Annotated in this window: 12 protein-coding genes and 1 tRNA gene; 6 read left to right on the top strand and 7 right to left on the bottom strand. The window is 44.8% G+C overall.

Annotated features, from left to right (window positions below):
- Nucleotides 1-513: 513 nt before the first annotated feature.
- Complete coding sequence (locus tag I5M27_RS10340) at nt 514-2,001, top strand: T9SS type A sorting domain-containing protein (protein ID WP_200506131.1); 1,488 nt, start codon at nt 514-516, stop codon at nt 1,999-2,001.
- Between the two features lie 1,260 nt (nt 2,002-3,261).
- The gene (locus tag I5M27_RS10335) at nt 3,262-4,659 is read left to right on the top strand and encodes a gliding motility-associated C-terminal domain-containing protein (RefSeq protein ID WP_200506130.1); all 1,398 of its coding nucleotides are present in this window, start codon (nt 3,262-3,264) and stop codon (nt 4,657-4,659) included.
- 104 nt (nt 4,660-4,763) lie between these two features.
- Here I5M27_RS10335 and I5M27_RS10330 read toward each other — a convergent pair whose 3' ends face one another.
- Together I5M27_RS10330 and I5M27_RS10325 are read right to left on the bottom strand one after the other, a co-directional pair.
- On the bottom strand, nt 4,764-5,816 hold the full coding sequence (locus I5M27_RS10330) for a DUF6268 family outer membrane beta-barrel protein (RefSeq protein WP_200506129.1): 1,053 nt from the start codon (nt 5,814-5,816) through the stop codon (nt 4,764-4,766).
- 143 nt (nt 5,817-5,959) lie between these two features.
- Nucleotides 5,960-9,742, bottom strand: a complete 3,783-nt coding sequence (locus tag I5M27_RS10325; protein ID WP_200506128.1) for a metallophosphoesterase — start codon at nt 9,740-9,742, stop codon at nt 5,960-5,962.
- 342 nt (nt 9,743-10,084) lie between these two features.
- Here I5M27_RS10325 and I5M27_RS10320 point away from each other — a divergent pair, with 342 nt between their 5' ends.
- Entirely contained in the window at nt 10,085-11,278 is a 1,194-nt protein-coding gene (locus I5M27_RS10320) for a Pycsar system effector family protein (protein ID WP_200506127.1), read from the top strand.
- A gap of 137 nt (nt 11,279-11,415) precedes the next feature.
- A tRNA-Arg gene (locus tag I5M27_RS10315) sits at nt 11,416-11,487 on the top strand.
- A gap of 101 nt (nt 11,488-11,588) precedes the next feature.
- Here the strand turns inward: I5M27_RS10315 and I5M27_RS10310 are convergent.
- The gene (locus tag I5M27_RS10310) at nt 11,589-11,741 is read right to left on the bottom strand and encodes a T9SS type B sorting domain-containing protein (RefSeq protein ID WP_317193584.1); all 153 of its coding nucleotides are present in this window, start codon (nt 11,739-11,741) and stop codon (nt 11,589-11,591) included.
- Between the two features lie 280 nt (nt 11,742-12,021).
- Here I5M27_RS10310 and I5M27_RS10305 point away from each other — a divergent pair, with 280 nt between their 5' ends.
- A complete protein-coding gene (locus I5M27_RS10305) occupies nt 12,022-14,736 on the top strand; it encodes a DUF7619 domain-containing protein (protein WP_200506125.1) in 2,715 nt (904 codons plus the stop codon).
- Nucleotides 14,737-15,202: 466 nt separating this feature from the next.
- Here I5M27_RS10305 and I5M27_RS10300 read toward each other — a convergent pair whose 3' ends face one another.
- From I5M27_RS10300 to I5M27_RS18805, 4 genes are all read right to left on the bottom strand, one after another.
- Nucleotides 15,203-16,432, bottom strand: a complete 1,230-nt coding sequence (locus I5M27_RS10300; RefSeq protein WP_200506124.1) for a PepSY-associated TM helix domain-containing protein — start codon at nt 16,430-16,432, stop codon at nt 15,203-15,205.
- Between the two features lie 79 nt (nt 16,433-16,511).
- Nucleotides 16,512-17,735, bottom strand: coding sequence for a DUF4374 domain-containing protein (locus tag I5M27_RS10295; RefSeq protein ID WP_200506123.1), 1,224 nt, complete (start codon nt 17,733-17,735; stop codon nt 16,512-16,514).
- 34 nt (nt 17,736-17,769) lie between these two features.
- On the bottom strand, nt 17,770-20,178 hold the full coding sequence (locus tag I5M27_RS10290; protein ID WP_200506122.1) for a TonB-dependent receptor: 2,409 nt from the start codon (nt 20,176-20,178) through the stop codon (nt 17,770-17,772).
- Nucleotides 20,179-20,483: 305 nt separating this feature from the next.
- Nucleotides 20,484-23,336 (bottom strand): InlB B-repeat-containing protein, encoded by a 2,853-nt coding sequence (locus I5M27_RS18805; protein ID WP_200506121.1) that lies wholly within the window; start codon nt 23,334-23,336, stop codon nt 20,484-20,486.
- Between the two features lie 795 nt (nt 23,337-24,131).
- Here I5M27_RS18805 and I5M27_RS10280 point away from each other — a divergent pair.
- Entirely contained in the window at nt 24,132-24,710 is a 579-nt protein-coding gene (locus tag I5M27_RS10280; protein WP_200506120.1) for a HutD/Ves family protein, read from the top strand.
- Nucleotides 24,711-25,152 lie beyond the last annotated feature (442 nt).

Here is a 25,152-nt window from a genome sequence, read left to right as displayed (position 1 = left end):
CATTTAAATAAACTGTTACTATATCTATTCTTTTTTAATTACAACATAAAACCACTTAAAACAAAACAAGAAAGCTTGATTGTAAAGAATCAATACTTGTCTCCATAAGCATCTTAATAATAAGTCAATATACAATACCATCTATTGTTTGCGTTGCATTTAGTGCTATTTTCCCTGTATTTTAATAAAGTAAAAAGGCTGCCACATTCTAAATTTCCACATTTAATTAACAGAACGTAATAATTATTGACAGAATGAAATGTTACGTTGCGGTGAGAATTGTCTTTTTTAGGAAGGTGAATTTGAGCGTTGTTTGAGATAACAAATTTAACCTGTTTGCAAACGCGGTTCAGTTTATTGCCAGGCTGAAAATCGGGCTGGATTCATCATCACTTAACAAACTTTCATCTTTTAAAAAGAACTACATGAAAAAGAAAAATTTATTCCTCAGTGCGCTCCTGGCTGGCGCGATGTTTATGGGTAGCACAAGTTGCTAAAGCGCAACAATTCATCATGGCAACGAACCCTGATAAAATAGCTACTACTTTTGCTACTACCCCAACCATATTAAATACTGGTGTAGATGAAATAGCATATTCAAATAGCATTCTTCGTGCAATGGTTTATGACGGCGCTACTCCTTCAATTGTTTGTGAACTCAATGGCAATACTGGCGTACCTTTTCCCTTACCTTCTGGTGCGACAAATCCGGATGTAGCTTTATATTCTAACGGGACTACTACTTATGCTTTTGTTGTCTTTATAAATAGTGTAGGCAGAGCTACTTGTAACCGTTACACCTATAATGCATCAACAAATCAATTTACATCGGCTGCAGCAAAAACTGTCAGCAGCCAGGCATCTGGCTGCACAAACCCTAATATCGATATAACTCCAAGCGGGGAAGCTGTAGTGGTTTACGAGCATAACAATGCTATTTTTGCCCGGAGTTATAATGTAAGCAATACCCTTTCCTGGCCAGCAAGTGCTTTTGCACAGGAAATAGTAGATGACCCTTTTGGTGACTTGGAGAATTACCACCCGGATGTAGCAGTAAATAAAAAAGGTAATAATGTGGTTGTTTCTTTTATTTATGTAAATGATGACGTTGTGAATGCTGCTAAAGAAACTGCAGTATTACAAATGCCATTCTCTTCGGTTGGTATTACAGCTACGCCTTCTGGCATAAGTGGTATACCGGTGGTACAAGCCCCGAGTTACACTGATGTTATGCAATATCCAAGAATAACTGCTCCTCATAGTCCAAGTCACTTCAATGACAATGATTTTGCAGCTGTAGTTCAGGTGAATAATGATGTATACAGTGCAGTTACCAACGATAATTTTTCAAATGTATATTCTGTAGCACTTACAAATAGTGCGCAATTTGGAAATGGCAATAACGAAAAGCCGGTAGTTACTTATTCTGGTGATAATGTTATTGTTGCATGGAGCTATGGCGATGCTGGCAAATTAGGAACTAATAACAAAGAAGTTTTAGCAACCCGCTTGTATTGGGGTGGTGTACCCGTAACAGTAGATTTCTCTGTTGTAAACCTAAAAACAAACGGAAATCAGTTTGCACCATCTATAGTTGGAAATATTAATCCTGGTAATACATTTTACATGTTTGTGGATGAAGACCAAAAAGCAATCCTTTACAAAGAAAGCCATTGGTTAAATTCAAGTTTAAGAACAGCTAATCCAAATGGTACTTCAGCAACAAACCCATTTGCTCCCAATCTTTTAAAAATTTATCCAAATCCAATTACAGATCAAAGTCAGATGGAGATTACATTAAAAGAAGGTGATGTAGTAAAATCTCTGTCCTTGTATAATTTAGCTGGACAGAAAGTAGCTAATTTTGAAACTAGCAACTTAGTACCAGGTGTGAACCAATTATCCCTGCACTCAAAACAAACTGAGAATCTGCAAAAAGGAATGTACGTGCTTCGTTTTATAACGAATAATACACAGCAAACTGTTAAAATACAGAAGTAGTCTTAAGTGGCGCTATGTTAATTATCCTAAAAATCTTCCGGCATTTGCCGGAAGATTTTTGTAACACATATTAATTTGTATTTTTGAATAAAGCCTGCTTGAATTAAGTCTTTACCACTGCCAGCCATGAAAACAATTCCTTCAAATCTTTTAACTTTTTTTCTAGTTATAAATGTCCTATTACTATTGAGAGCAAACGTTTATGGCCAGAAGGAAGCTAATAACTGGTATTTTGGTGGTGGCGTAGGCATTAATTTCAACTATAATCCACCACGTAACTTACAGGGCGGGCAGTCATTAATGCATCTAGGCCATGCCGCCATTTCTGATGCTAATGGTAACCTTCTATTTTACACAGGAGATAATCATTCAATCTACGGCTTATGGAATCGGAACCATCAGCCTTTGCCCAACAGCAGCGCCATTTCTATGGGTTCAACTTACAATAGCTTAATTGTTCCATGGCCAGCCCAAGCTAAAAAATATTATGTGTTCTATAGTAATTTCACCAACCCACCTTCCTGTGAGTTATATTCTATAGTAGATATGAATCTGAATAACGGATTAGGTGATGTAACTGTAACTAAGAATATTTGCCTTTCACGTCTAATGTGGTCCAATAAAGTTGGCGTACAGCACCGCAATAACCGCGATTTTTGGGTAATTCAGCAACAGGACTCTTCACACATTTTTGATTCTTATCTTGTCGGACCATCCGGTTTAAATACTAATCCTGTAACTAGCCGGATACTTAATTATTCTCTTTTTAATGCCGGAAATGGAACTTCCATTAAAATATCTCCGGATGGTAAAACTCTTGCATTTACGGAGGCAGCAGGAGGGGGAAGAAGTGGTATATTCTTATTAAACTTTAATGCTACCACAGGTTTTATAACATACAAGGGCGTTCTTCCTGATACAGCAGACCATATGGGGCTGGAATTTTCACCTGATGGTACTAAACTATACTCCATCAGGATAAAAGACAACCTGACAATGCCAGATAATTTAGAGCTGATACAGTATGATCTCGAAGCGGGAACAGCAACACCGACAGATATATTTAATAGTGCTGTTAATATTTTGCAATATAATTTTACTGGTACCTTTATTCTAAATCTTAACAATCCAATACAAGTAGCCCCCAATGGTAAGATTTATATTGCCGCTGAAGATTCTGCAGCCAAATTTCACGTGATCCATCGGCCAAACCTAAAAGGCAAAGCCTGCCGGTTTGTTCCTTATAGTTTTGAGACAAAAATGGATACCAGTTTGTATGGCCCAACCACCCTCCCCGCCTTCATCCAGAGCTATTTTTACCGGCCGAAGATCACAATGCAGCAAACCTGTTTCGGCGATACGGCTTTCTTTGCGTTGGGCAACCCGGCATACGTAGATTCGGTGGAGTGGAACTTCGGCGATCCGGCTTCGGGCATTCATAATACGAGCACCTTGTTCAATCCCAAGCACTTCTACGCCACGCCCGGCCCCAAGCAGGTACAAGCCATCGTGCATTTCAACTTCGATTCCGATACGCTCCGCCAAACTGTTTACATTCCGGCTACCATTGTAAAACCCAGCTTAGGCAACGATACGACTTTGTGCCTGGGCGACACCTTACGGTTGAACACTTACCAACCGGGAGCCTCTTACGAATGGCAGGATTCCATTAACACCGATTCGGTTTACGTAGTTACCCGACCGGGCACGTACTGGGTTTCAGTTTCCAACGGCTGCGGCACCTTGGGCGATACGATTGTGGTGCGTTTTGACAGCCCGCTGAGTTTAACTTTGCCAAGTGATACCACGCTTTGCCCGGGAGAAACTTTATCGCTTTCGGTAAATGCTGCTGGCGGCAATCTGCTTTGGAGTGATTCTACTTCGGCGGCTACGTTTACCGTTACTGAACCCGGCACGTATTGGGCAGACCTTCGCAATGCCTGCGGCTCCTGGCGCGATTCCATTACCGTAAATTACCGGCCGGTCGTGAAGAATAACTGGCTACCGAAAGATACGGTTCTTTGCAGCACGCAGCCTTTTGAAATAAACGGCGCAAACCCGGCTGCATTAAGTTATTTATGGCAGGATGGCAGCACTGCTCCTACTTTCACAGCTACTACTTCCGGAACTTACTGGCTCGAAATTACCACTGCTTGTACAACCGTAAGAGATTCTATCCAGATTACGCTCAACAAACTGCCCGAAGCCCGCTTTAAAGATACCACCATCTGCAACGGCGACAGCTATACACTTACCGCCCCCAAAGCCTTAAGCTACCGCTGGAACACCGGCGCTACTTCGCAAAGCATTACGATTGCTAAAGCCGGAAACTACCATGTAAAACTGGAAACCGTAAAAGGCTGCTTCTTCTCCGATTCCCTGGAAGTAAAAACCGAGCGCTGCTTTAAAACCGCTTTCATTCCCAACATCGTTACGCCCAACAATGATAACCTAAACGACCAATTCGAACCCAAAGGACTGGAAGCCGGAACGTATGAGCTCAGCGTTTACAACCGCTGGGGAAGCCTGATTTACCAGCAGCAAAACTACCAGGATCAGTGGCCTGATAAAAAACTCAGCGACGGCACCTATTACTATTTACTGCGCAATCAGCAAACCGGCAAAACTTACAAAGGCTGGGTGGAAGTGGCGAAATAGTTTTAAAGCCAGAAAGCATAGCGTTTTCAGCTCCAAAAGTACCACATAAAAAAGCCGCTCCGAAGTAAATCCGGCGCGGCTTTTTAGTTTTTAAGACTTAAACCCTAGCGTTTCAGGAAAGCTCTTGGCACTACGAAGTAAAGATCTACCGCGGCGTAAGGCGCCCCGCCTAAGTTGGTTGAAATAAGCCTGTCGTCGCGGTCGCTGCCGGTACGGAAAGCATCGAAGGCAATATTATACCGGTAACCGCCTTCCAGCGAGAACCAGAGAAAATCGTAGATCTCTTTCTCCCAGCGAAGCTGCGCTCTTACGTCGTTATGGCGCAGCTCAATTGTTTTAATATCGCCAAAAACCGGACTGTTATAGAACGGCGGTTTCTGTACTTTTATATTATAGCTATACCCGTCCAGGTTGTAGCCGAAATACAGATACGATTTTTCGGAGAACGTTCGGCGCACCTTAACATTTGCCGGGAAAACTGCTTCTATGCCCCATCGGTCGTTGAAAGTGCGGTTATATAAAATGGCCGGATAAATGGAATAACGCCCAAAGGTATAACCCGCTTGCGCCCCGATACCCCAGGTAAAGTATTTGTTCTTTTTCCAGCCATACAAAGCCTCTGCCGTTAACTTCAGGTAATCGTTAAAGTTGAGTTCGTCGGAAGTATAATCGCCGTTCAGCGCCCCTTTTACCCGCATTACCAGGTAATTCTTATAGTTCAAAGGTTTTACTGTGGCAATCTGTGCGCTCAACGATTTCAAGCCTTTATCCTGCAGGTTCTCATGGTAGAGATAGGCAAGTTCGTGGCTGTCCTCAAAATTGAACTCTTCGCGCTCATAGCCAACGCCCAGCACCGCTTTAAAGTGCGGATTATTCCAGATCGGAATAAAGCCTTTGATCTCGGCAACGTTGTTGGTGTTGATCCTGGCATCTTTGCTTACGGGCAGGTTTTTCCAATCGCCGGTAGAATTAAAGTCGTGGCTGAATAAGCGCTGGTACCGCAGCAGAAAGAAACGGCCTCTGGGCGTACCTTCCACCGATGGGTTGGCATATTCTTTATCCTGGCGGCTGGTATCCTGCGCTGCATCCTGGGCCTGCGCACCTAAGCTGCTGAGCAGGGCAAGAAAAGTAAAAAGAGTACTGTAAAAAATTTTCATAGTTTTAAGTTTTTAGGCCGGAAACAATAGCGTTTTTCCGGGGTAAAATGGAAGACGCTATATCAGAAATCATACTTTATCTATCTGATAAAGTTTTAGTTAAGCCCTGTTTATTTCTATTACCTGCTCCGGAAAACCATATTTTAGTACAGGAAGCCAAAGGTAAGGTTAAACAATCCTTCTTCGCCTTTGGAATAAGTACCTACCACTACCAGTTTTTTCATTACTTCCAGCCACATACCGCCGCCGTAGCCGGTGTGCAGATCGCTTAATAGTTTCCTGTTGGTATCCGTATCGGCAAATACGCGGCCCATATCATACAACCCAACCACGCCAATGCGGCCCGGGAAGAGGTAGAAGTTAAAGTTGAACATTTCCACCCGCAACTCCAGGTTCTGGTAAATTGCGCTGCGGCCGGCAAAACGCGTGCGGCGGTAACCGCGCAGGTTGGTTGTTCCCCCCAGGGTATTGGCCTGGTAAAAATGATAGTCGCCCCAGTTATGTGCTCCGCCCAGGCGGTAAGCGGCTGTAAGCTGGAACGGCAAGGTCGGGCTGAAATAAGCTACCAATTCAGAACCATAGCGCGTTAAGCGGCGGCCGGATTCTTCCATTTGCCAGTTCATGGAAAGGTTGTTGAGCCACCGGATACCCAGGCGCGGATTTATTTCGTTGGTTACCGATTCCAGGTTACCAAAGCCGCGCCAGCCCAGAAAACGGTTCTGCTGAAAATCTTCCGTGGTGGCCTGCGCTTCGCTATATTCCGGGCTTACGGCTTCCTGGCGCACGAACGGTCCCGAATTCTCGTCTATTTTAAACAGATCGATCTGCGGGCCAATGCCTACCTGGAAAAAGCTGAAAACATCGCTGTTTATGGTTGGCGAGAACAGGAAGCGGGAGAAACGCACGCGGTAATATTCGATGTCGTTTTCCTGGTTAAATTCGGTGTCGTTACCAATACCGAAATAGTTATAAAGCAGCTGGGGGCCGTAATATGCCGCCAGTATGCCGATGTCGTATTTATCTTTTATAACCTGCTTAAACTCGCCGGTATAACGAATATTAAAGGCATTTGTGGCCGGCGCAATATTGGCTACCAGCGATTGCTCGGATGCGAACGGCGTTTTCCGGAAGCGGTAGTTACGGTAAACAAAACCGCCGCCCAGATAAACTTTATCGTCTTCGTTATAACCCAGGAACAGTTTGGGTGCCGAATACGGGATCTTATAAACATCGCGGTCCAGCACGTTCACTTCTTTAAAAGGTTCGGTTTTATCATTGGTTTCAGAACCGAAAGCAAATACGTTGTCTTTTTCCGTATCGTAAACTACCGTTTTATCTTTCATGCCCTTTACCTTAGAAACATCGGTAATGCTGTCCGGATCGTTGCCCCCGATGATGCGCACCAGAATACCTTTGCGGACTTTGCCGGTAACTTCAAAAATATCGCGGCCATCCAGGCCATAGAGCCTTATTTCCTTGGTTTCGCGGGTGTTGAAGGTGCGCTGGTAAATAATGCCGCGTTCGGTGCCCTGCTTCGTGATCTTATGCACCGTAACTTCGGTGCGCTGGTTATCGAGGCGTTTCACCTCAAACTTTTCGTGCTTATCGGTGCCTACAACATCTACTTCTTTAGACAGCACTTTGTAATAATCGGCGGCCACCTTGGGCAAAAGGTCGCGGCGCGATTTTAGTTTGGCAATTATTTCCGGGCCCGAGAGCGGAAACACTTCCGGCGGCAAAGCGCGCACGGCTTCTTCAATTTCGGCATCCGAAATGGAATTCTTCATATCGTTGGCAATGGCTACCCACTGCTCTTTGGTAACGCTCGAAAGAAAGGTGCGGTCGTTGTTCAGCGCGCTTAAGTTCAGGCCAATATAATCGCCGTAATCGTAGCCGAAATTCTGAATGTTGCGCACGGCCCATTTCCGGGTGATCAGGTACGGGATCAGGCCATCGGTTTTAAAGAAAGCCACGTCGCGGTCTTCCGGCACGGGGGTAAAAATGCGGGCTTTTTCGGTTTTGTCTTCTTTCCAGCGCCACTGCCCGGAGTGCCGGTCCCAGTCGCCAACCAGCATATCGAAAAGGCGGGCGCGGGCAAATTCCTGTTCATTCACGCGGTTGTCGTTATCGTCGCGCAGGCGTTGCAGCACTTTTTCGGTGCCTACCAGGTTTTTGGCATTCCCTAAGCTGGCTACGTCTTCATGGCCTTCGTTGGGGTCTTCTTCCAGGAACGCAATGGTGTTGCTGAATTCGGCAATGTAGCGTTTCAGGGCCGGGTCCGAAGGAATGAAAACGAGCTTCGGGTTGGTGTGCAGCACGCCGGCGGCATCGGCCAGTTTGGGAATAATAAGGGCTCCATACGGATGCTGCGCCGAGATCTGATCCTGCACCACATCTTTAATTACGGTTTCGCGCAAGTCGCCGGGCAGGGCTTTGGCCGGATCTTTATTTACCGAACGCAGCTGGTATAATTGCCCCGCTTCGTTGCGCAGTTTTAAAGATTTGGTTTGCTTGCCGCCACCGGTCTTATAAGGCACCAAGCCGCCAAATTCGGTAGTCAGGTTCAGGAGCGGCATTTTTACGGGTGTTACCCATTCGTCGCGGTAATGCAGGCCCAGCCAGAAAGAGCGGGTATTGCCGGCAGCGTAAGCCGGGTTGGCCGGCAAGGTAACGGAGCTATCAGAAAAATCGCGGGTTGGCAGATCCAGTTCGGCTATGGCAGCCGTTTTCTTGGCATAAAGCGGGTAGCGGAACATCAGTTCGCCGGTATTTCCGTCGCCTCTCGGCTCCCAGAATTCTACCCACACATCGCCGGTATTGTAGTAGTTTACTTTGGCCCAGCCTTTTTCCTTATGCGAAAATAAAGCATCGCCTTTGGCGCGCAAATGTTGCACTTTGCAACCCGAACCGCTTACAATGTGATGCAGGTTTTTATGTTTGTAATACTGAATGTTGTGTTCGTGGCCGGCGGCGTAAATAATATTATCGTACTTCTCGAAAATATTGAGCAGGTTCTGGATATAGGCTTTGTAGGAAGGGTGAAAAATATCCTGGGTTACCCCGCCAAAGCGGCGCGCAATGGGGTAAATAGAACCAATAACCGGCAACGGAATTAACGCCCATTTATGCACAATAGAAACCGGGAAAATATGATCGAGCAGGGTGAAATAACCGCCGTGCACGCCATCGGAAAACATGGGATGATGGGCCACAACCAGGATATTATTCCCCTGATTTTTCTTAATAATATCTTCGATCTGGATATAGACATCGGTTTCGTTTACTGCATTGCAACCCGAACTGCCTCCGTAAGGCCGGTCTTCGTATTGCAGCCACCATTGCGAGTTCAGGGCAATGATCACCACATCGTCCTGAATTTTAACTTCGTAGGGGCCCGGGCAACCGCCATCGGGCACGTAAAAATCGCCGCCCGTTACAAAAGCTGAGTCTTTCAGGTATTCTTCCACGTAGCGTTCCTGACGGATCACTGCTGCCCAGCCGCCTTTCAGGCCCTGCGCCCAATCGTGGTTGCCGGGGATCATGTATTTCTCACCGCGGTAATCTTTCAGAATATCGAGCTGGGTATTGAGGCGGCGTTCGGAAATTTTACGGTCGTAGGCACCCGGTTCGGGCAGGCCGTAGCTATACACGTTATCGCCCAGAAATATGGCCGTAGAATTAGAATCGGCCACTTCCAGTTGTTTGCGCATGAGCTGGAGCGAAGGCTCGCGGGGTTTGTCTTTGGGAGCACCCACGTCGCCGATTAGGAAAACAGAATGTTTGATCTGCAGGCTATCGGGCGGGGTAAGGGTTTTCCAGTTAGAAACTTCAGATTTATAATTGGGCGGCGGATTTAAACCCGCGCAACCGGCGGCAAAGATCAGGATACAAAAATTCAGAAATAATGCGAAGTGCTTATTTTTCATGGAGATAGCTTTCGGCAGCAATAAATTCATAACAGGAAATTGGGCGGCAGTTTTGGGCACTAAAAAGATACCGTTTTAAGAATATAGCATATTGGACGTATAAAGACGCTGAAATGTTTTGCCCTGGCAGATTGAGAAGACAAACGCAAACCCGCGCTTTAAGGTTAACATTTTATCTGCCGCGGCAACCGGCCCATACTTTTTGGCCCTCAAACCATAGCGTTTTCTGAATTAAACCTTCGCCGGGTTATTAGCGTTGAACGCTGTACGGGAATTTAAGAACCGCATTACCAAACCAAACAAAAACCGCCCTTTCCCGCCCTTATTCCCTAATAGTTTCCTATGAACGATACCGAGATTCTGCACAGAGCCAGCGCTTATGTTTTTAAGCTCTTCCAGGAGAAACTTTCGAAAAAACTGGTTTTTCACACCTATAAGCACACCACCGAAACGGTAAACGAAGCCCGCCTTTTAGGTCAGGCCCATAACCTGCCGCCTGAGCAAATGGAAATGCTGCTGCTGGCCGCCTGGCTTCACGACACCGGATATGTAGATACCTACGAGGGCCACGAAGAAAACAGCGCGCGCCGGGCTATTGCTTTTTTGCGCGAACAAAACTACCCCGAAGACGGCATTGCCAAAATTGCGGCCTGCATCAGAGAATCGCGGATCGAGGACAAAGGCACCGAACTTTTAGCCCATATTCTGCTGGATGCCGACCTGGCCCATCTGGGAAAAGATAGTTTTGAAGGCTCAGCCGAATTGCTGCGCGTGGAATGGGAAATTTTTCTGAACCGCTTTTATTCCGATTTTGAATGGGCACAGGTACAACTCGATTTTTTGCAACGCCATGCTTTTCGGACCCAACCGGCACAGGAACGTTTTGAAGCGCAGCGCGAAATAAACATTCAGCGGCAACGCGAAAAGCTGAAGAAAACCTCTAAAAAACAAAAAGAGACCCAGATCAAAAGCCAGGACACGTATGCCCAGCCCAAGCGCGGCATCGAAACCATGTTCCGGAGCATGTACCAGAACCACATGGAACTGAGCGCCATGGCCGATAATAAAGCCAACATGATGATCAGCCTCAACGCCATTATCATGTCGGTAATTATTACTTACCTGGGCGCGAAAACCTCGATGCTGGGGGCGCAGTTCACCAAAAACCCGATCTTGCTGGTGCCGGTGGGCAGTTTGCTTTTAGCTACGCTGGGCTCGGTGATCTTTGCCATATTAAGCGCGCAGCCCGAAGTAACCAGCTTTGCTGTGAAACCGCAGAAAGTGATAAACCGCAAAATAAACATGCTCTTCTTCGGCAATTTTACGCGCATTGCCCTGGAAGATTTCCAGCACTCGATCCACGAAATTATGCGCGACAAAAACACGCTTTACAACAACATGATCACCGATATTTATTACCTTGGCGAAGTGCTGAAAAAGAAGTATTCGCTGCTCCGGGTTTCTTATACCATTTTCATGTTCGGGCTTATTTTAACGGTGCTTTCGTTTATTGTAGCCATGGTTTATAAGATCTGATTTATGGAATGAGGGAATTATTGCATGAGCGAATTAGAGAATAGATTTTTATTCTGTCATTCATGCATTCTCCAATTCAATCTTTCCCTCGTTGCAACGGGCCGGTTTTTTCGTTACTTTTGGTAGCGTTTTTTACCGGCCCCGTAGTTCAACGGATAGAATAAGGGTTTCCTAAACTTTAGATGTGAGTTCGATTCTCGCCGGGGCTACAAGTGCAAAAATCCCGCTTCCTATTAAATGGAGCGGGATTTTTTGGTTCGATAATTTCCTTTTGGTTAATATCCTTTTATTTAAACCATTGCACTCTAAATTACTGTGCCACTTCAACCCAACCTTTGTATTGTTGTCCGGTTTCAGGATTTCTTAAATGGTAATAATAAGTACCATCAGGTATTTTCTTATCTGGCCAGTTATTCTGATAATCTTCCGATTCGAAAAATTTCACACACCAACGGTTAAGTATTTGTAATTGCCATTTTCCTGCCTAAAGGTATTGTAGACTAAAAGTATCATTTTTACCATTACTGTTTGGCGCAGTTTTATAATAGATGTGGACTTGTTAGCAGGTTTAGAATTGGTAGGGTATAATAACGAAATCTTAAGTGTATAATTAACAACAATAAAAGAAATATGGGAATCGGCGAATTCTTGAATATAAACTATTCCCTCACGTTTTTTTTGTTATTAATTAATAACATCCTTACATTTAACTATTAAGATTAATCCTTACCTAGTCCGTATCTATGAAAAAGCTGGCTTTCTTGTTTTTGTTTTTCATCGTCATTACTGGAAATTTATCAGCACAGAATGCGCAATGGGCAAAAGTATTTGGGCATGAGCAGATTGGTCAGAAATCAAATCGAATGAACATTGAAACGGACAAACATAGCTTGATCTTTGCCGGTTTATTCGTGAATACCATTAAATTCGGAAATCAGACTTTTACGAGTACATATTTATCTTCTAATGATCCTCATAATGGCTTTTTAGTCAAAACAGACCATTCTGGAAATGTACAATGGGCGAAGCATTTAATTGGCGATTATGTAGGGCATGTGGTTGCAAAACTGGACGGGAATGAGAATATAGTTGTAACTGGCACTTATACCTTTAATTTATCAATAGATAATAAAACTATAACCACACCCGAGTATGGTGCTGCATTTCTGGCCAAATTTACACCTGCAGGAAACCTACTTTGGTTACGGAATTTAACTAATTTTCCTAAAGAAATTTTCAATCCAGATATGGCAATTGACAAGTCTGGAAATATTTTACTTACCGGCGGCTACCGGAATACAGCATTTTTGCACAAATTAGATCCGAAAGGCAAGACTATTTTTACTACAAATGTAGTTACCGATGTATATACGCCTTCCTCACCACTCCCACCTCGTTTATATTCAATTTCTGTTGCAATTTCGCCAATTGGTGAGATTTTTGTAGCTCCGCATTACCAGCTTTCCACAGGCCAAATCCTTCGTAAAGCATCAAAATACTCACCTACTGGCACGCAGATATGGCTTAAAAACATAGTGCATCCTCAAAATACAATGATTGATGAACGCTTTAATATTACAGCTGATGAGCACGGGAATGCTTATATATGTGGTGCCTTCAACTCATCGGTTACTTTTGGTACTCATAATTTGAGTTATATAAATCAAATCAATTATATCGGAAGATGCTTTATTGCTAAAATTAACGGCACCGGAAATTGGATTTGGGCTAAAGAAATTCCTGGGGGTTATAATCCCTTCAACTATACAATTAAAATACAACCCAATAACCGGTTATCAATTGCCGGCACTTTTGAGGGCCAGATAAGATTAAGCAGTGTTTGGCTAGGTATGACCGGAAGCCTAAGCGACCGAAATACATTTGTAGCACATTTTGATACAGCAGGCGTTTCAGTTAATGCTTTTTTGTTAGACGTACCACTTAACTCGTATACGCAAAATTTACATGATATTAGCGTCGACCCTAAAGGCCATGTATATCTTTCCGGTAGATTTGGTGCTACTATGAATTTCAGGAATATACCGCTTAACTCAATTGGACCAAATCCAAGCCTTTCTTTTTTTCTGGGTAAGATTTTAGATAACGGAAATGCGTTAAGTGGCACAATGTTTCTGGACTTAAATAAAAATGGTTTAAAAGATTCTACAGAAATTCCTTATGAAAATGGGATTATTGAAATCCCAAACAGTCAGCTATATTTAAGCACCACGCCTAAAGGCATATATAACGCATATTTTCCCTCAGGCACATTTTTAATAAAAGGGATAAAGGCTGCACCACACTATACTTTTAATCCGCAAAACCATAGCGTTACTTTTACTGGCTCAGGTCAAACTCAAATAAAAGATTTTGCACTCCAGCCCATTCCGAACCGCGACGATGTAAAAATATCTGTAACGAATATTACCCCAACCCGCCCAGGTTTTATAATGAAATACCGCATAACTTATGAAAATGTAGGTACTACTACTATTTCAGATTCGATCAATTTAAATTATGACAATCAATATTTAACCTATATTTCCGCTTCAGTAACCCCACTTTTGCATAATCTTGGCAAACTAGCTTGGGTCTATCAGCCGCTAGCGCCTTTAGAAAAACGGCATATTGATGTTCAGTTTACTGTTGCATCTACAACTCCTCTCAATACACAATTAATGGCACACGCCATTGCCAACCCGGTTACCGATTACATAAATTGGAACAACCAAGACACGCTGCATCACCTTGTAACTGGTTCATTCGACCCGAATGATAAGCAAGTAAGCCGCAGCTGGCTGACGCCGCAGCTGGTAGCCGACAGTACGCTTTTAAATTACGTAATCCGTTTTCAGAATACCGGCAACGATACGGCTTTCACGGTAATTGTAAGAGATTCGATCAGCGATAAATTACACATGCCAAGCTTTGAATTACTCTCAGCCAGCCACCCTTATACTTTCCGATTGTTGGAAAATGGCATGGCAGAATGGCGTTTCGATAATATTTTACTGCCAGACAGCAACCGCAACGAACCGGCCAGCCATGGTTTTATCCGCTACCGCATGCAACCGAAAAACAACCTAGTTTTAGGTGATGAAATAAAATCAAGAGCAGCTATTTATTTCGATTACAATGCGCCTGTCCTAACCAATTATGCGGTTACCAGAATTTCCCTTACCAACGGCATAAAAGAACGAAGCACCAATATTGAGGGCTTTAAACTTTACCCGAATCCGGCTAAAAACTACGTAATGATATATGCTGCTTTCAAAAACAACGCTTCTGCAACCGTTTCATTAGAAAACCTACTGGGCCAGACACTCTCCAAATTAAACTTGCCAGCTAACAACCAGGTTTATTATCAGCTACCGCTAAATGAATTACCTAAAGGCATGTACCTTGTCAAGCTTCAAACTGAAACTGGTATGCAAACACAGCGATTGGTGATCCAGTAGTTTTTGCGTTCAAAAGTATAGCGTTTTTAAGCCGGCTGCTCTTAATTAAGCAGCCGTTTTTTTAAATAGCTTTCGTTTGTATTTTTTTTACAAAGTTGACTAAGGTGTAGTAGTTTCTTATGTGAGGTTTGGGTAATAAGTCCCATTTAAATCTTATGATAAAAATCCGGAAAGGATATCTAAATCCTGGTGGATAAAGTTCGATATTTCGCTCTTTTGGTCTACGAAAACAAAATCCCGCTTTCCATAAAATGGAGCGGGATTTTTTGGTTCAGCAATTTCGTGTTGCTTTTGTTTTTATAGGCTATACGTTTGTCAGTATTGAGGATGCAAACAAATTAAAATAGCATCAATATTTACAAGACAGTGCTTTTAGTATTTCATTTAATTTGAGATCGATCAATTACAATACCAACTATTAATTAAAGATATTGCAATACTGTATTGTACACAATTCTTACAACCTTTAAACTTTAGCTACAGATGTTTCCTTTAACTTTCTTTGGCTACCGGTTTTGCCTTCTTTTACTTTAGACTTCTTCTTTTTATTCCACCAAACCAGGAAACCGGTAACCGGCAAACTGGCACTGATTAAGCTGATAAAAAACGCTAATAACTTCCCCGGAAAACCCCACACCGCCCCAATGTGAATGTCGTAATTCAGCATGGTGAGCTGATCGGCAAAGCTGGCTTCATCGTAGCGGTCGCCTTGCTGGCGATAACGCTGCAGCGTATATTGGTCGTAGAAATATTCGTTGCGGTTGTACCACGAGCCTTTGTCCTGGTAAGCAGTAACCTCGATCGGATCGTCTTCATGTTCCAGGATCGGGGTCATGTAAAAGCCTTGTGCGTGCGACTCTACGGCTATGGTTTTAAACCAGGCTTTATCCAGGGCAGAAATGGAATCGGTAACAGCTAGCCCGGCCTTAGAAACATCGGAATGCGGATGCACATGACCCGGTTTTTCCTTGCCGCCGGAGGTAATGTAATACAACGAATCTTCGAACCAGTGGAAACTCCAGACCAAACCGGTAATGCCTAGAACCAGCGCAAGAACGAGACTGTAAAAGCCTAAAACGTTATGCAGGTCGTAATTCACCCGTTTAAGGCTGCCGTTCCATTTAATTTTAAAGCTTTTATCGCGGTTCGATTTTTTCCAGTTCTTCGGCCACCACATTATTAAACCGGTAACCAATAACACCAGAAAAATAAGTGTTCCAACGCCCACAATAGGCCGGCCAATTTCATAAGGCAGCCACAGCGCGCGGTGGCCGTCTATCACAAACCGGAAAAAGTCGAATTCATTGCCGCCTACCGATTGCTGCTTTTGTAAGAATTCGCCGGTATACGGATTCATAAAAATAGCGGTAAAGCTGCGTTTCCCGTTTTCCATGCTGCTAAAACCAACGGCCGCCGCACCTTCGCGGTCGCTGTAAGTAAGGCCGGTCGGTTTGGCACCGGGCATGTAAGCCATGGCGGTATCCAGGAGTACGCTTGGTGGAACATAGGCTTTTTCCTGGGCTTCTACAAAACGCCAGGGTTCCAGCGCATCTTTAATTTCCGATTCGAAGGCATACAAACAACCGGTTATGCTCACAATAAAAACCACAATGCCCGAAGCCAGGCCCAGCCAAAGGTGCAGCCAATCGTTAATGCGTCGGAGTATACCAGGTTTGTTTGTTTTCTTGCTGATCATGGAAAAACGGTAGGGAATTTTAAGGAATAAGTACCAGCTTCACTTTTCAGGAATGAAGCTGGTAAAAAAAACGGTAGGCTTAAAGCTTCGAAAACCCGGCTACAAAGTTGGCCTGTACTTCGGCGCCTTTGGTAGCGGCTTTGGTTTGGAGGTCTATTTTGTAAACGTAAACTTTGTTGTTTTCCGGAATGGCCATGTACACAAAATTGCCATCCTGCAACGCGGCTAAGCGGCGGCCAATACCGTTGTGCTGCGGCATGCCGGTCACGAAATCTAAGGTTTTGGTATTCAGGTCTAAAATCGCGGTTTTTAGTGGGCTATCCGACCATTTGCTTTGGCTGGCGTTGGCCTGCATGTTTACTTCGGCTATAGCTTTGCCGTTGCCCAGGTACTTTATGTGCGCAATGTTAGTGCCGCCGGTAGCCGCTTCCACATCAAGGAAATAATTCTGATCGAAAGAGGTGCTGCCGTTGTTGATTTTCAGGATGCCACCTTTTTTGGTTGACTGACTGTAACCATTGGCCGGGTTTGAATTAGAAAGCGCGAAAATGTTGCCCTGCTCATCCTGGATCAAACCGTTTTTCCCGTGGAAGCTGCCTACCGGGCCGGTGCGCTTATCGGAAATAACTTTCTGGAATTTCAGCTCCGGGTAAGAGTAAACCGCGATCATGGCCGAATCGGTAGATGGCGTGTTGAATGTAGTTGGGTCGGAGATGTAGTAGCTTAGGAACAACTGGTTTCCTACCACGCGCATGCCCGAATAAGACGGTGCTGAAAGCGGGCTCAAATCGGTAATGGGGTGTTGTTTGGTGCCGGTTACCATTACGGTATTCGCGTTAATGGTATGGAATTTCACCACGGTAGAAGGGTGTTTCATTTCTACAGCTACCAGGGTATTGGCATCGGCCTTCACAATATCAGAAATGCTGGTCTGGAAAGACGTATTGCCCACCTTGATCAGTTCGCCTTTGTCGTTTTTCGCAATGCCTACTACGGCTACGTCATCCAGGCCGCCAATGCTGTAAACGGTTTTGTCTATCTGCGTAAAATCGAAGTAACCCGGTTGCTCAATGCCTTTGCCCTGCGGCGAAATGGTGCCGTTCATTACATCGGAAAAAGGCACGGAATAATACGTGAACGTATTGTTGCTGCCCTGCACCGCCATCGAAACCACAAACTGGCTTTCGGTGGTTGGTGGTGTAGAAACAGTATCGTCGTCTTTGCTGCAGGCGGTAAACGCGAAGGCAGCCGAAAGGCTCAGTACCGGTAAGGCCAGCTTTCTGGCAGATTTAATGGAGAACATATGGTTTTTCGTTAGTTTTTATGAGTTAAAGAATTTAAAGCACGTAGCGGAGTTTCAGGTAAAAGGCCCGGCCGGGTTTCTGCAAAAAATATTTGTCGTAAAGGCGGGCATCCAGGAAGTTGCGGCATTCGGCGGCCACGTTGTATTTGCCGTTTTTCAGGCTGCAGGCCAGTTCCAGGTTATGCGAGAACTGCCGGGGAATAAGATATTGCGGGTCGGGGTTATCGAGCTTGGTCCAGCCCAGAAAATATTGTTCCGAAAAGTTGAAATAGTAGTTCAGTTTCCATACCGATTCCGGGGTAAGCAGATTTTTAGCCGTAAACCCTACCGTTGCATTGCCAAATAAGTAAGGCGTATTCGGTAAACGGTAACCTTTCTGCCAGTTTTTTTGCCAGCCCGTGGCGGTAAACGATTCGTTGTAAACTGAATCGGCCTCGTCGGTAATGTGCTGGTAAGTAATACTGCCGCCCACGTTCAGGAATTCGCGCCAGTTATATTTAAAGCTGCCTTCCACGCCCAGCGTACGTGCATCGGCCAGATTCAGAAAAGGGTTCTGTGGTTTTGAGGTACCGGGGCGGTGGATCATGTCGCTGGCTTCGCGGTAAATAAAGCTGCTTTCCAGATTGAAGCGGTTTTCCTGACCCAGTTTAAATTCATAAGCCGCGCCCACGTTCAGGTTATCACTTTGCTCTGGACCCAGATCGGGGCTGGGCAATATCGCCAGGCCGTCGCCGAAGATCTCATCGGGCCAGGGCATGCGGTAAGCGTGTTCGTAAGAAGCTTTTACCTGCAGATTCGGCAATACAAAATAAGTAGAAGCCAGTCCGTAGCCTAAGTTTTCTTTTTCGGAACGGGTTGCTTCGATGCGCCGTTGTTCATTGCCAAAATCAACTTCTTTACTCGATTTGGTTTGCAGTGCGTAATATTTGGCAAAAACCGTGGTGCTCCATTGCGCTGAAGGGTCGAATTTCACGGCAAAACCCAGTTGCTGTTTGGTCAGCGATTTCGGGTACCGGTTTTCTCGTTTGTCCGGGTCTTTGACATCGAAAATAGTGCGGTAGAAATACGAATAGGCATAATTCAGCGCCAGCGAAACTGTTGAACTGATGGCGTAACCGGCATTGAGTTGGCTGTTAAAATCATCGTCGGTAAAGGTGGCAAGCATAACTTTGTTCCCGATCTCACCTAGATTGGAATTGTAGGAAAAGCGTTCGCCGAGCCAGTTGTATTTCACGCCGGCCAGGGTATCGGCAATTTCGCTTTTGGTGCGGTTGTAAGCGGTAAACAAACTCAGGTTCAGGCCTTTTATAAAAAGATCGTCTTTGCTGAATTTGAAGGTTGGCACAATCGATTGACTGGTTCTGGTTACGCCGCCATAAACGTTGTTCATGGTAGCGCCCGTTTGAATTTGCTTGTCGTTGGCGGCCGCCATAATGCCAAAAAGGAGGTTATCGGCGAATTTGCGGTTTACCCAGCCGGCTTCCATTTTCACCAGGCCGGAGCGGTAGCGGTCATGAAAACGTTCGGTTTCCGCCGAATCTATTACGTTGCCAAGCCGGTCATTAATGGGTACCCAGATCTTGTAATTGTTATCGGAATAATTGTAGTTAGCGTTTCCTCTAACCGTAAAGCCGCTGCTGTCGTGGGTATGCGCGCCGTTCAAAGAAATGCGGTGCGTATTGAAAGAACCGATGGAATAGGACGCATCCAGAAAGTTCGCTTTTTTGTTCGTAATAATGTTCACCGCGCCGCCCAAAGCATCGGTACCCAACCATACTGGCACCACGCCTTTGTACACTTCAATTCGGTCTATAGAATTTACCGGAATATCGCTCATACTTAGGGAAGATCCGAAATTATCCATGGGCAGGCCGTCTAAGAAAAACTTCACCTGATCGCCGGAAAAACCGTTGAGCGAAAAATTAAGCCGGGAACCCAGGCCGCCTTCTTCCAGCACCCGCACCCCGGAAACGCGGTTCAGCACTTCTTTGGCATCCTGCGAGCTGTTCTGCAATTCTTTCACGGAAATGGCGGTAACTGCATAAGGTTGTTCGTTTATCTGGCGGGTTTCAGATTTGCCCACAATTTCCACACCCTGCATTTCGTAAGTTTTGTCGCGGAGGCTGATATTCAATTCAGCTTTCTGTGCAGGTTTGAGCTGGATGACTTTTTCCTGGATCTCGAAACCTACAAAGCTGATCTGTAATGTATAGTTGCCAGGCAAAAGGTTGTTTATTTCGAAGCGGCCTTTAGAATCGGTAACGGAGCCATAGGTTGTGCCTTTTAAAACAACGCTGACGCCCACCAGCGCTTCACCTGAAGTAGCATTGATTTTTCCGGAAATGCTTGCTTTTTCCGCCTGCTGGCTCCAGGCAATATTTGCGAGGCTTACCAATGTGATGAGAACTACTAACGCCTTGATGTTCGGAATATACTGCAGCAAAGCTATATTTATTTAGATTGATTTTAAATTACTGCAAAGGTATAATGAAAACAGGATTCGCCAAAAGTTATTTAGATTAATTATAAATAATTTTGACTCAACTCAACTAAGAAACCTTAATGAGTGCTGTATTTTCTTTGAGTAATTTCAAATTCAGCAAATAAAATTAAACCGTGCTGGATAAAGTCCGATATTTCACTCCTTTGGGCTACGAAAAAGGCCTGCAGTTAACGCTGCAGGCCTTTTTATTTACTTAAACCTGATCTGCTGCCAGCGTGATCTTAAACCTGCAACAAACCAGATTTTTACTGCTTTACAACTTTCAGAATAATTGTTTTCTCATCAAACTGCAACCTCAGCAGATACAACCCGGAAGATAATGCAGCCAGGTCATTCAGCTCTATTGTTTGGAGGTTGCCATGCACGCTTACTTCCTTCTGGTACACGATTTTCCCTACTAAAGTAGTCAGGGCAATTGTAGCCTTTTCAGCTTTTATGCCAGGTTGCAACTCCAGAATAAGCGCATCTTTAAACGGATTGGGAGATACTTTTACATCCTGTTCTCCTACCGTTTTTGTATAGTTACCCTTGGCTGCCAAACGGGTATTGACAATTGCCTCGTCGATAATGGTAAAGGTAATAGTAGTATATGCACTGGCCGTGCCGTTACCGTTTGGCCCCGTGTAGGTTCTGGCCTTTAAGGTATAACTACCTACCGGAGGAATCCAGGAGCTGTAATCCCCATTATTATCGCCCTGCAAGGAATAATGCGGGCCGCTTTCATCCGACCTGGTTTTGCTTTGGCGCCCACTTAATTTGAAGGCAACGCTTCCAACAATAGCGGGATTGGTTACCGCCTGGATATTAAGTTTGCGGTTTGGCAAAGTAGCCAGGTTCAGTACCGCGCCTGAAACCAGGGGCTGGATCAGCTGATTGGTGGAGGCATTGATCAGGTTGAAGCTTGTAACTTCTATGGCGGTGAAAGTAGCCGTTATATTCTTACTGCTATTCATGGTAACCTTAAGCGGATTCGAAGTACCCGTGGCATCTCCGCTCCAGCCTGAAAAATGGTAGCCAGGTTCCGGAACTGCAGTTAAAGTAACCTTAGAGCCTTTGAGGTAGCTTGTCTGATGCGGGCTTTTAGCAACCGTACCGCTGCCGGAAGTCGCCACGTTTAAGCTGTAAAGCGTTGCATTCACCTGGTCGATAACGGTAAAGGTAATAGTAGTGTATGCACTGGCCTTGCCGCTGCCGTTTGGCCCCGTATAGGTTCTGGCCTTTAAGGTATAATTGCCTACGGGCGGGGTCCAGGAGCTGTAATCTCCATCATTATCGCCGTGCAAAGAATAATGCGGCCCGCTTTCATCCGACCTGGTTTTGCTTTGGCGCCCACTCAGCTTAAAGGCAACGCTTCCAACAATAGTGGGATTGGTTACCGCCTGGATATTAAGCTTGCGGTTTGGCAAAGTAGCCAGGTTCAGCACCGCGCCTGAAACCAATGGCTGGATCAGCTGATTGGTAGAAGCATCGATCAGGTTGTAGCCCGTAACGCCTGCGTTTGAGATGGAAGTGAAAGTAGCGGTAATATTTTTATTGCTATTCATGATCAACGTCAGCGGATTAGCAGTAGTGGTAGTATCGCCGCTCCAGCCGCTGAATTGAAAGCCTGTGGCAGGGTTGGCCTTAAGCGTTACAGTAGAGCCTTTCGCATAAGTAGCCTGATCCGGATTTTTAGTAACTGTGCCGTTGCCGTTTATTGTAACGCTCAAACTAAACTGGTTCGAAATAGCCCCGGAAATAAAATAATTTCCAAGAGAACTATAGTCAGTATCTGCACCCAGAGCCCCCTTGGTACCATCTATGTGCAGGTAATAAGTACCGGCTGGAAAAGTACCGGAAACAGATGCCCCCAGGGTAGTAGGATCTGCCTGGGCAACGGTTACATTGGCCGCATTTTTAAGAGTCAGAATCACATCAAGATTTCCATATATCGGCTCCGGATCTACAGTTAGCGTAACAGGCATGCCGGTCAGGTTAATGGAGAAAACATCTATATCTGCCCGCGTAGAGATTACGCCTTTATTCGATGCGGCCACAATATTTCCGGAACTGTCTAAAACGATAGGGGTAGCTGCCCCAAAAGTATTACCGTGATCGTCGGGCCGGTAACCGAACCCGTTTTGCGTGGTAATTACAGCCAGATCATCTTCATACTGGTTTGCATTCGGGTAATCGCCTTTGCTCCATTGCACCAGATCTCGGTAATAACCCACCCCCATAATGGGTGCCCAGTCAGCATGTCCTTCATAGTATTCCTCAATCGGGTTTGCCCGCCCGTCGTGATGTAAATTCAAGGCATGTCCAATTTCATGAGATCCGGCTTCACCGGCATATTTAGAAGTAGTATTAAATATAAATGCCGGAGTTTCGCCATAAGCAGTTCCGCCCCAGGCAAAAGAACCAACATAGGCTACCCCACCGGCATTCTGAAAAAAGTAATTAGTAGGGGTAAAAACTGCCCGCACCCGCATGTTTACCGGAGCATTGTTAAACACGGCTTCATTGGTAGTAATGTTCAGCGCAAACGGGCGGAAATCCTCACTGATCAGTTTCCAGGTTTCCAGTATTTCTACGCTGGTAAGATTAGCCGGCGCTGCCGTTATTACATTACCGCTGGTAAACTGGGAGTTCCATGTGGTACCGGAAACCGTATGTCCATCGAAATCAAGCAAAACTACGGCCGTTGCCCCGGGCAAACTTTCCAGCAAGGCAACTGCCCCTACCCCGGTTCTGGCATTTGTACCAGATACCTGCGAAGCACTTTCAAAATCTACACAAAGCTTTTTATCTATATCCTGTTCGGTTAAATAAACCAGACCTGCGGAAGTAGAAGAAAACTCAAAGTATTTTTTGCTTTCCCGCATTAAAATAGCGCCAGACACTTCATTTGCCAATACCTTCAGATAAAATGTGCTGTTTTCAGCCCCATTTACGTTACCGTAATAAAATGTAGCAGCGGCTTCTTTTTTAGAGGTAGAAATGGTCAGATCCAGGGCAGGCGCCCCCTCAGGTTTATACTGCACCTGCTGGTCGGTTAATTTTCCTCTGCTTTCTTTCGCCTCATATTTTGTCCGGAAGGCAGCGGCTACATCTTGCACTGTTCCTATATAGGTTTTTTTCTGCGTCTGAGCCAGCGCATCCGGAAGGCTTAAACAGGTAAACAAGAACAGAAAAACCAGAAAAAAGGAATTCCTGCGAAATTGGCTCCCAGAGCAACAGGCTCCGCCACTCTTTTCGGACGGCCCCGGCAGGAAAGCAAGGCCAGAAAATTTAATTATAGGGTTAGAGTTTTCCATACGCCTTCATTATAAAAAAAGTGCAACATAATTTTATCAATCTCCCTGGAAGCTTTCTTATTAGATGAGGCTGAGCATACTTTCTCGGATCGAAGCGGTAATTAATCGGAACAATGACCCATTAGTTTAAACTTAGAAAATCATAATTCGTTCTTGCCTTAACACAAAACAATGGCTTAATTGGCCAACTGTTGAAAAGACCTGATGAGAAGACCTGATTTCAGAGTGGCTGAAAATCAGGCTTTAAATATATAGAAGCGCCATTTTGGACCAAATAAATCCCACCTCCGTGTAAGCATCCAACGGTTTTTTTTTGATTGAATTCCGCAAATGGTCATGAACACTTTGCTCACTTTTGGCGGAGAACTTACCGGAGAAAATAAACTTAGGAAGGTAGCATGACCCGCCGGAAGTTAATACCTTAGAGTACAGCTAAATCTTCAGGTTTTCGAATGCTTCACCATAGAAATCCGGCCTGTTTGGATAAAACAGTGGCCAAAACGGTATCATTTTTAGCCTGAAAACTCAGAAATGAACGCTTTACCTTCTATCTTTCTGATAATTTAACCGGATCTTAGCCCAAAGAATTAACCCAGAATGAGCATCCAGCAGTTTACTCCCGATAGCCGAAACACCATCAACTGGGCCAGCGGCACCAGTACCGAAATATTCATTTATCCTCCAGACGGAAGTTTTGCGGACCGTAATTTCCTGTTCCGCATCAGCACAGCAACGGTAGAAGCGGAAGAATCAACTTTTACTTTTTTTGAAGGTATTACCCGCCATCTCATGATCCTGAAAGGAGAATTAGAGCTGATTCACGAAGGACGTTATACCAAATACCTGAAACCCTATGAACAGGATACCTTTTCCGGTGAATGGTGTACGCGGAGCAAGGGAAAAGTCACGGACTTCAACCTGATGCTGAAAGCCGGCGCTACGGGTTCCTTGACCCACCGCCGGATCGGAGCCGGAAACGGTATGCCTTTGGCCGCCAAAACTGCCTGGTATTTCCTTTACTTCGCTTCGGGAACAGCTACTTTAAGCAACGGAATTACAGCCAACACCGGAGATCTGATCCGGCTTGAGAACGGAACAACGGTGGATGTTCATGCACTGGAGCACTGCGATCTGATAGCAATAGAAGTGTCATTACCGCAGAATCTCAGACAATAAGTTTCGGAATAAATAAAGGAAGTAGCCTTAGCACTCTAGTTTGAACCGGATTAAAAGTATCTGGTTTGCAGGCATATACCCTGAACCCAGGCTTAAATCCGGTGAATAAGATTCGATCCTTTCTTTCTAGCCTGTCGATTTTCATAAGCCCGCTTTCTTTTTCTAAAAATAGAGCGGGATTTTCTTTTCAGGCGCTGCCTTACAAAAAACCTTCGCCCGTTTCCGTTTTCTTACATTCTGCAAAGCTTAATTCCGCTTTTTTTCTCTTCTTTTACGCCATATCTATAGCATTCTAGAAACCGGAATTAAGTCTTCGGTATCAGCAAAAGAAATCTTTTCAGGAATACCAGGCCTGCACGTAAAATCCACAGCTTCAGGCATTCACTAAGTAATATTACTAATTAAACAAAGTTTTATACAAGCTATGAAACCATTAAAATTG

Origin of the sequence: Adhaeribacter terrigena (assembly GCF_016623615.1) — a bacterium.
Taxonomy (GTDB): Bacteria; Bacteroidota; Bacteroidia; order Cytophagales; family Hymenobacteraceae; genus Adhaeribacter_A; species Adhaeribacter_A terrigena.
Note: the sequence above shows the minus strand (reverse complement) of the source record. Positions and strands in the feature narration are given on the sequence as shown.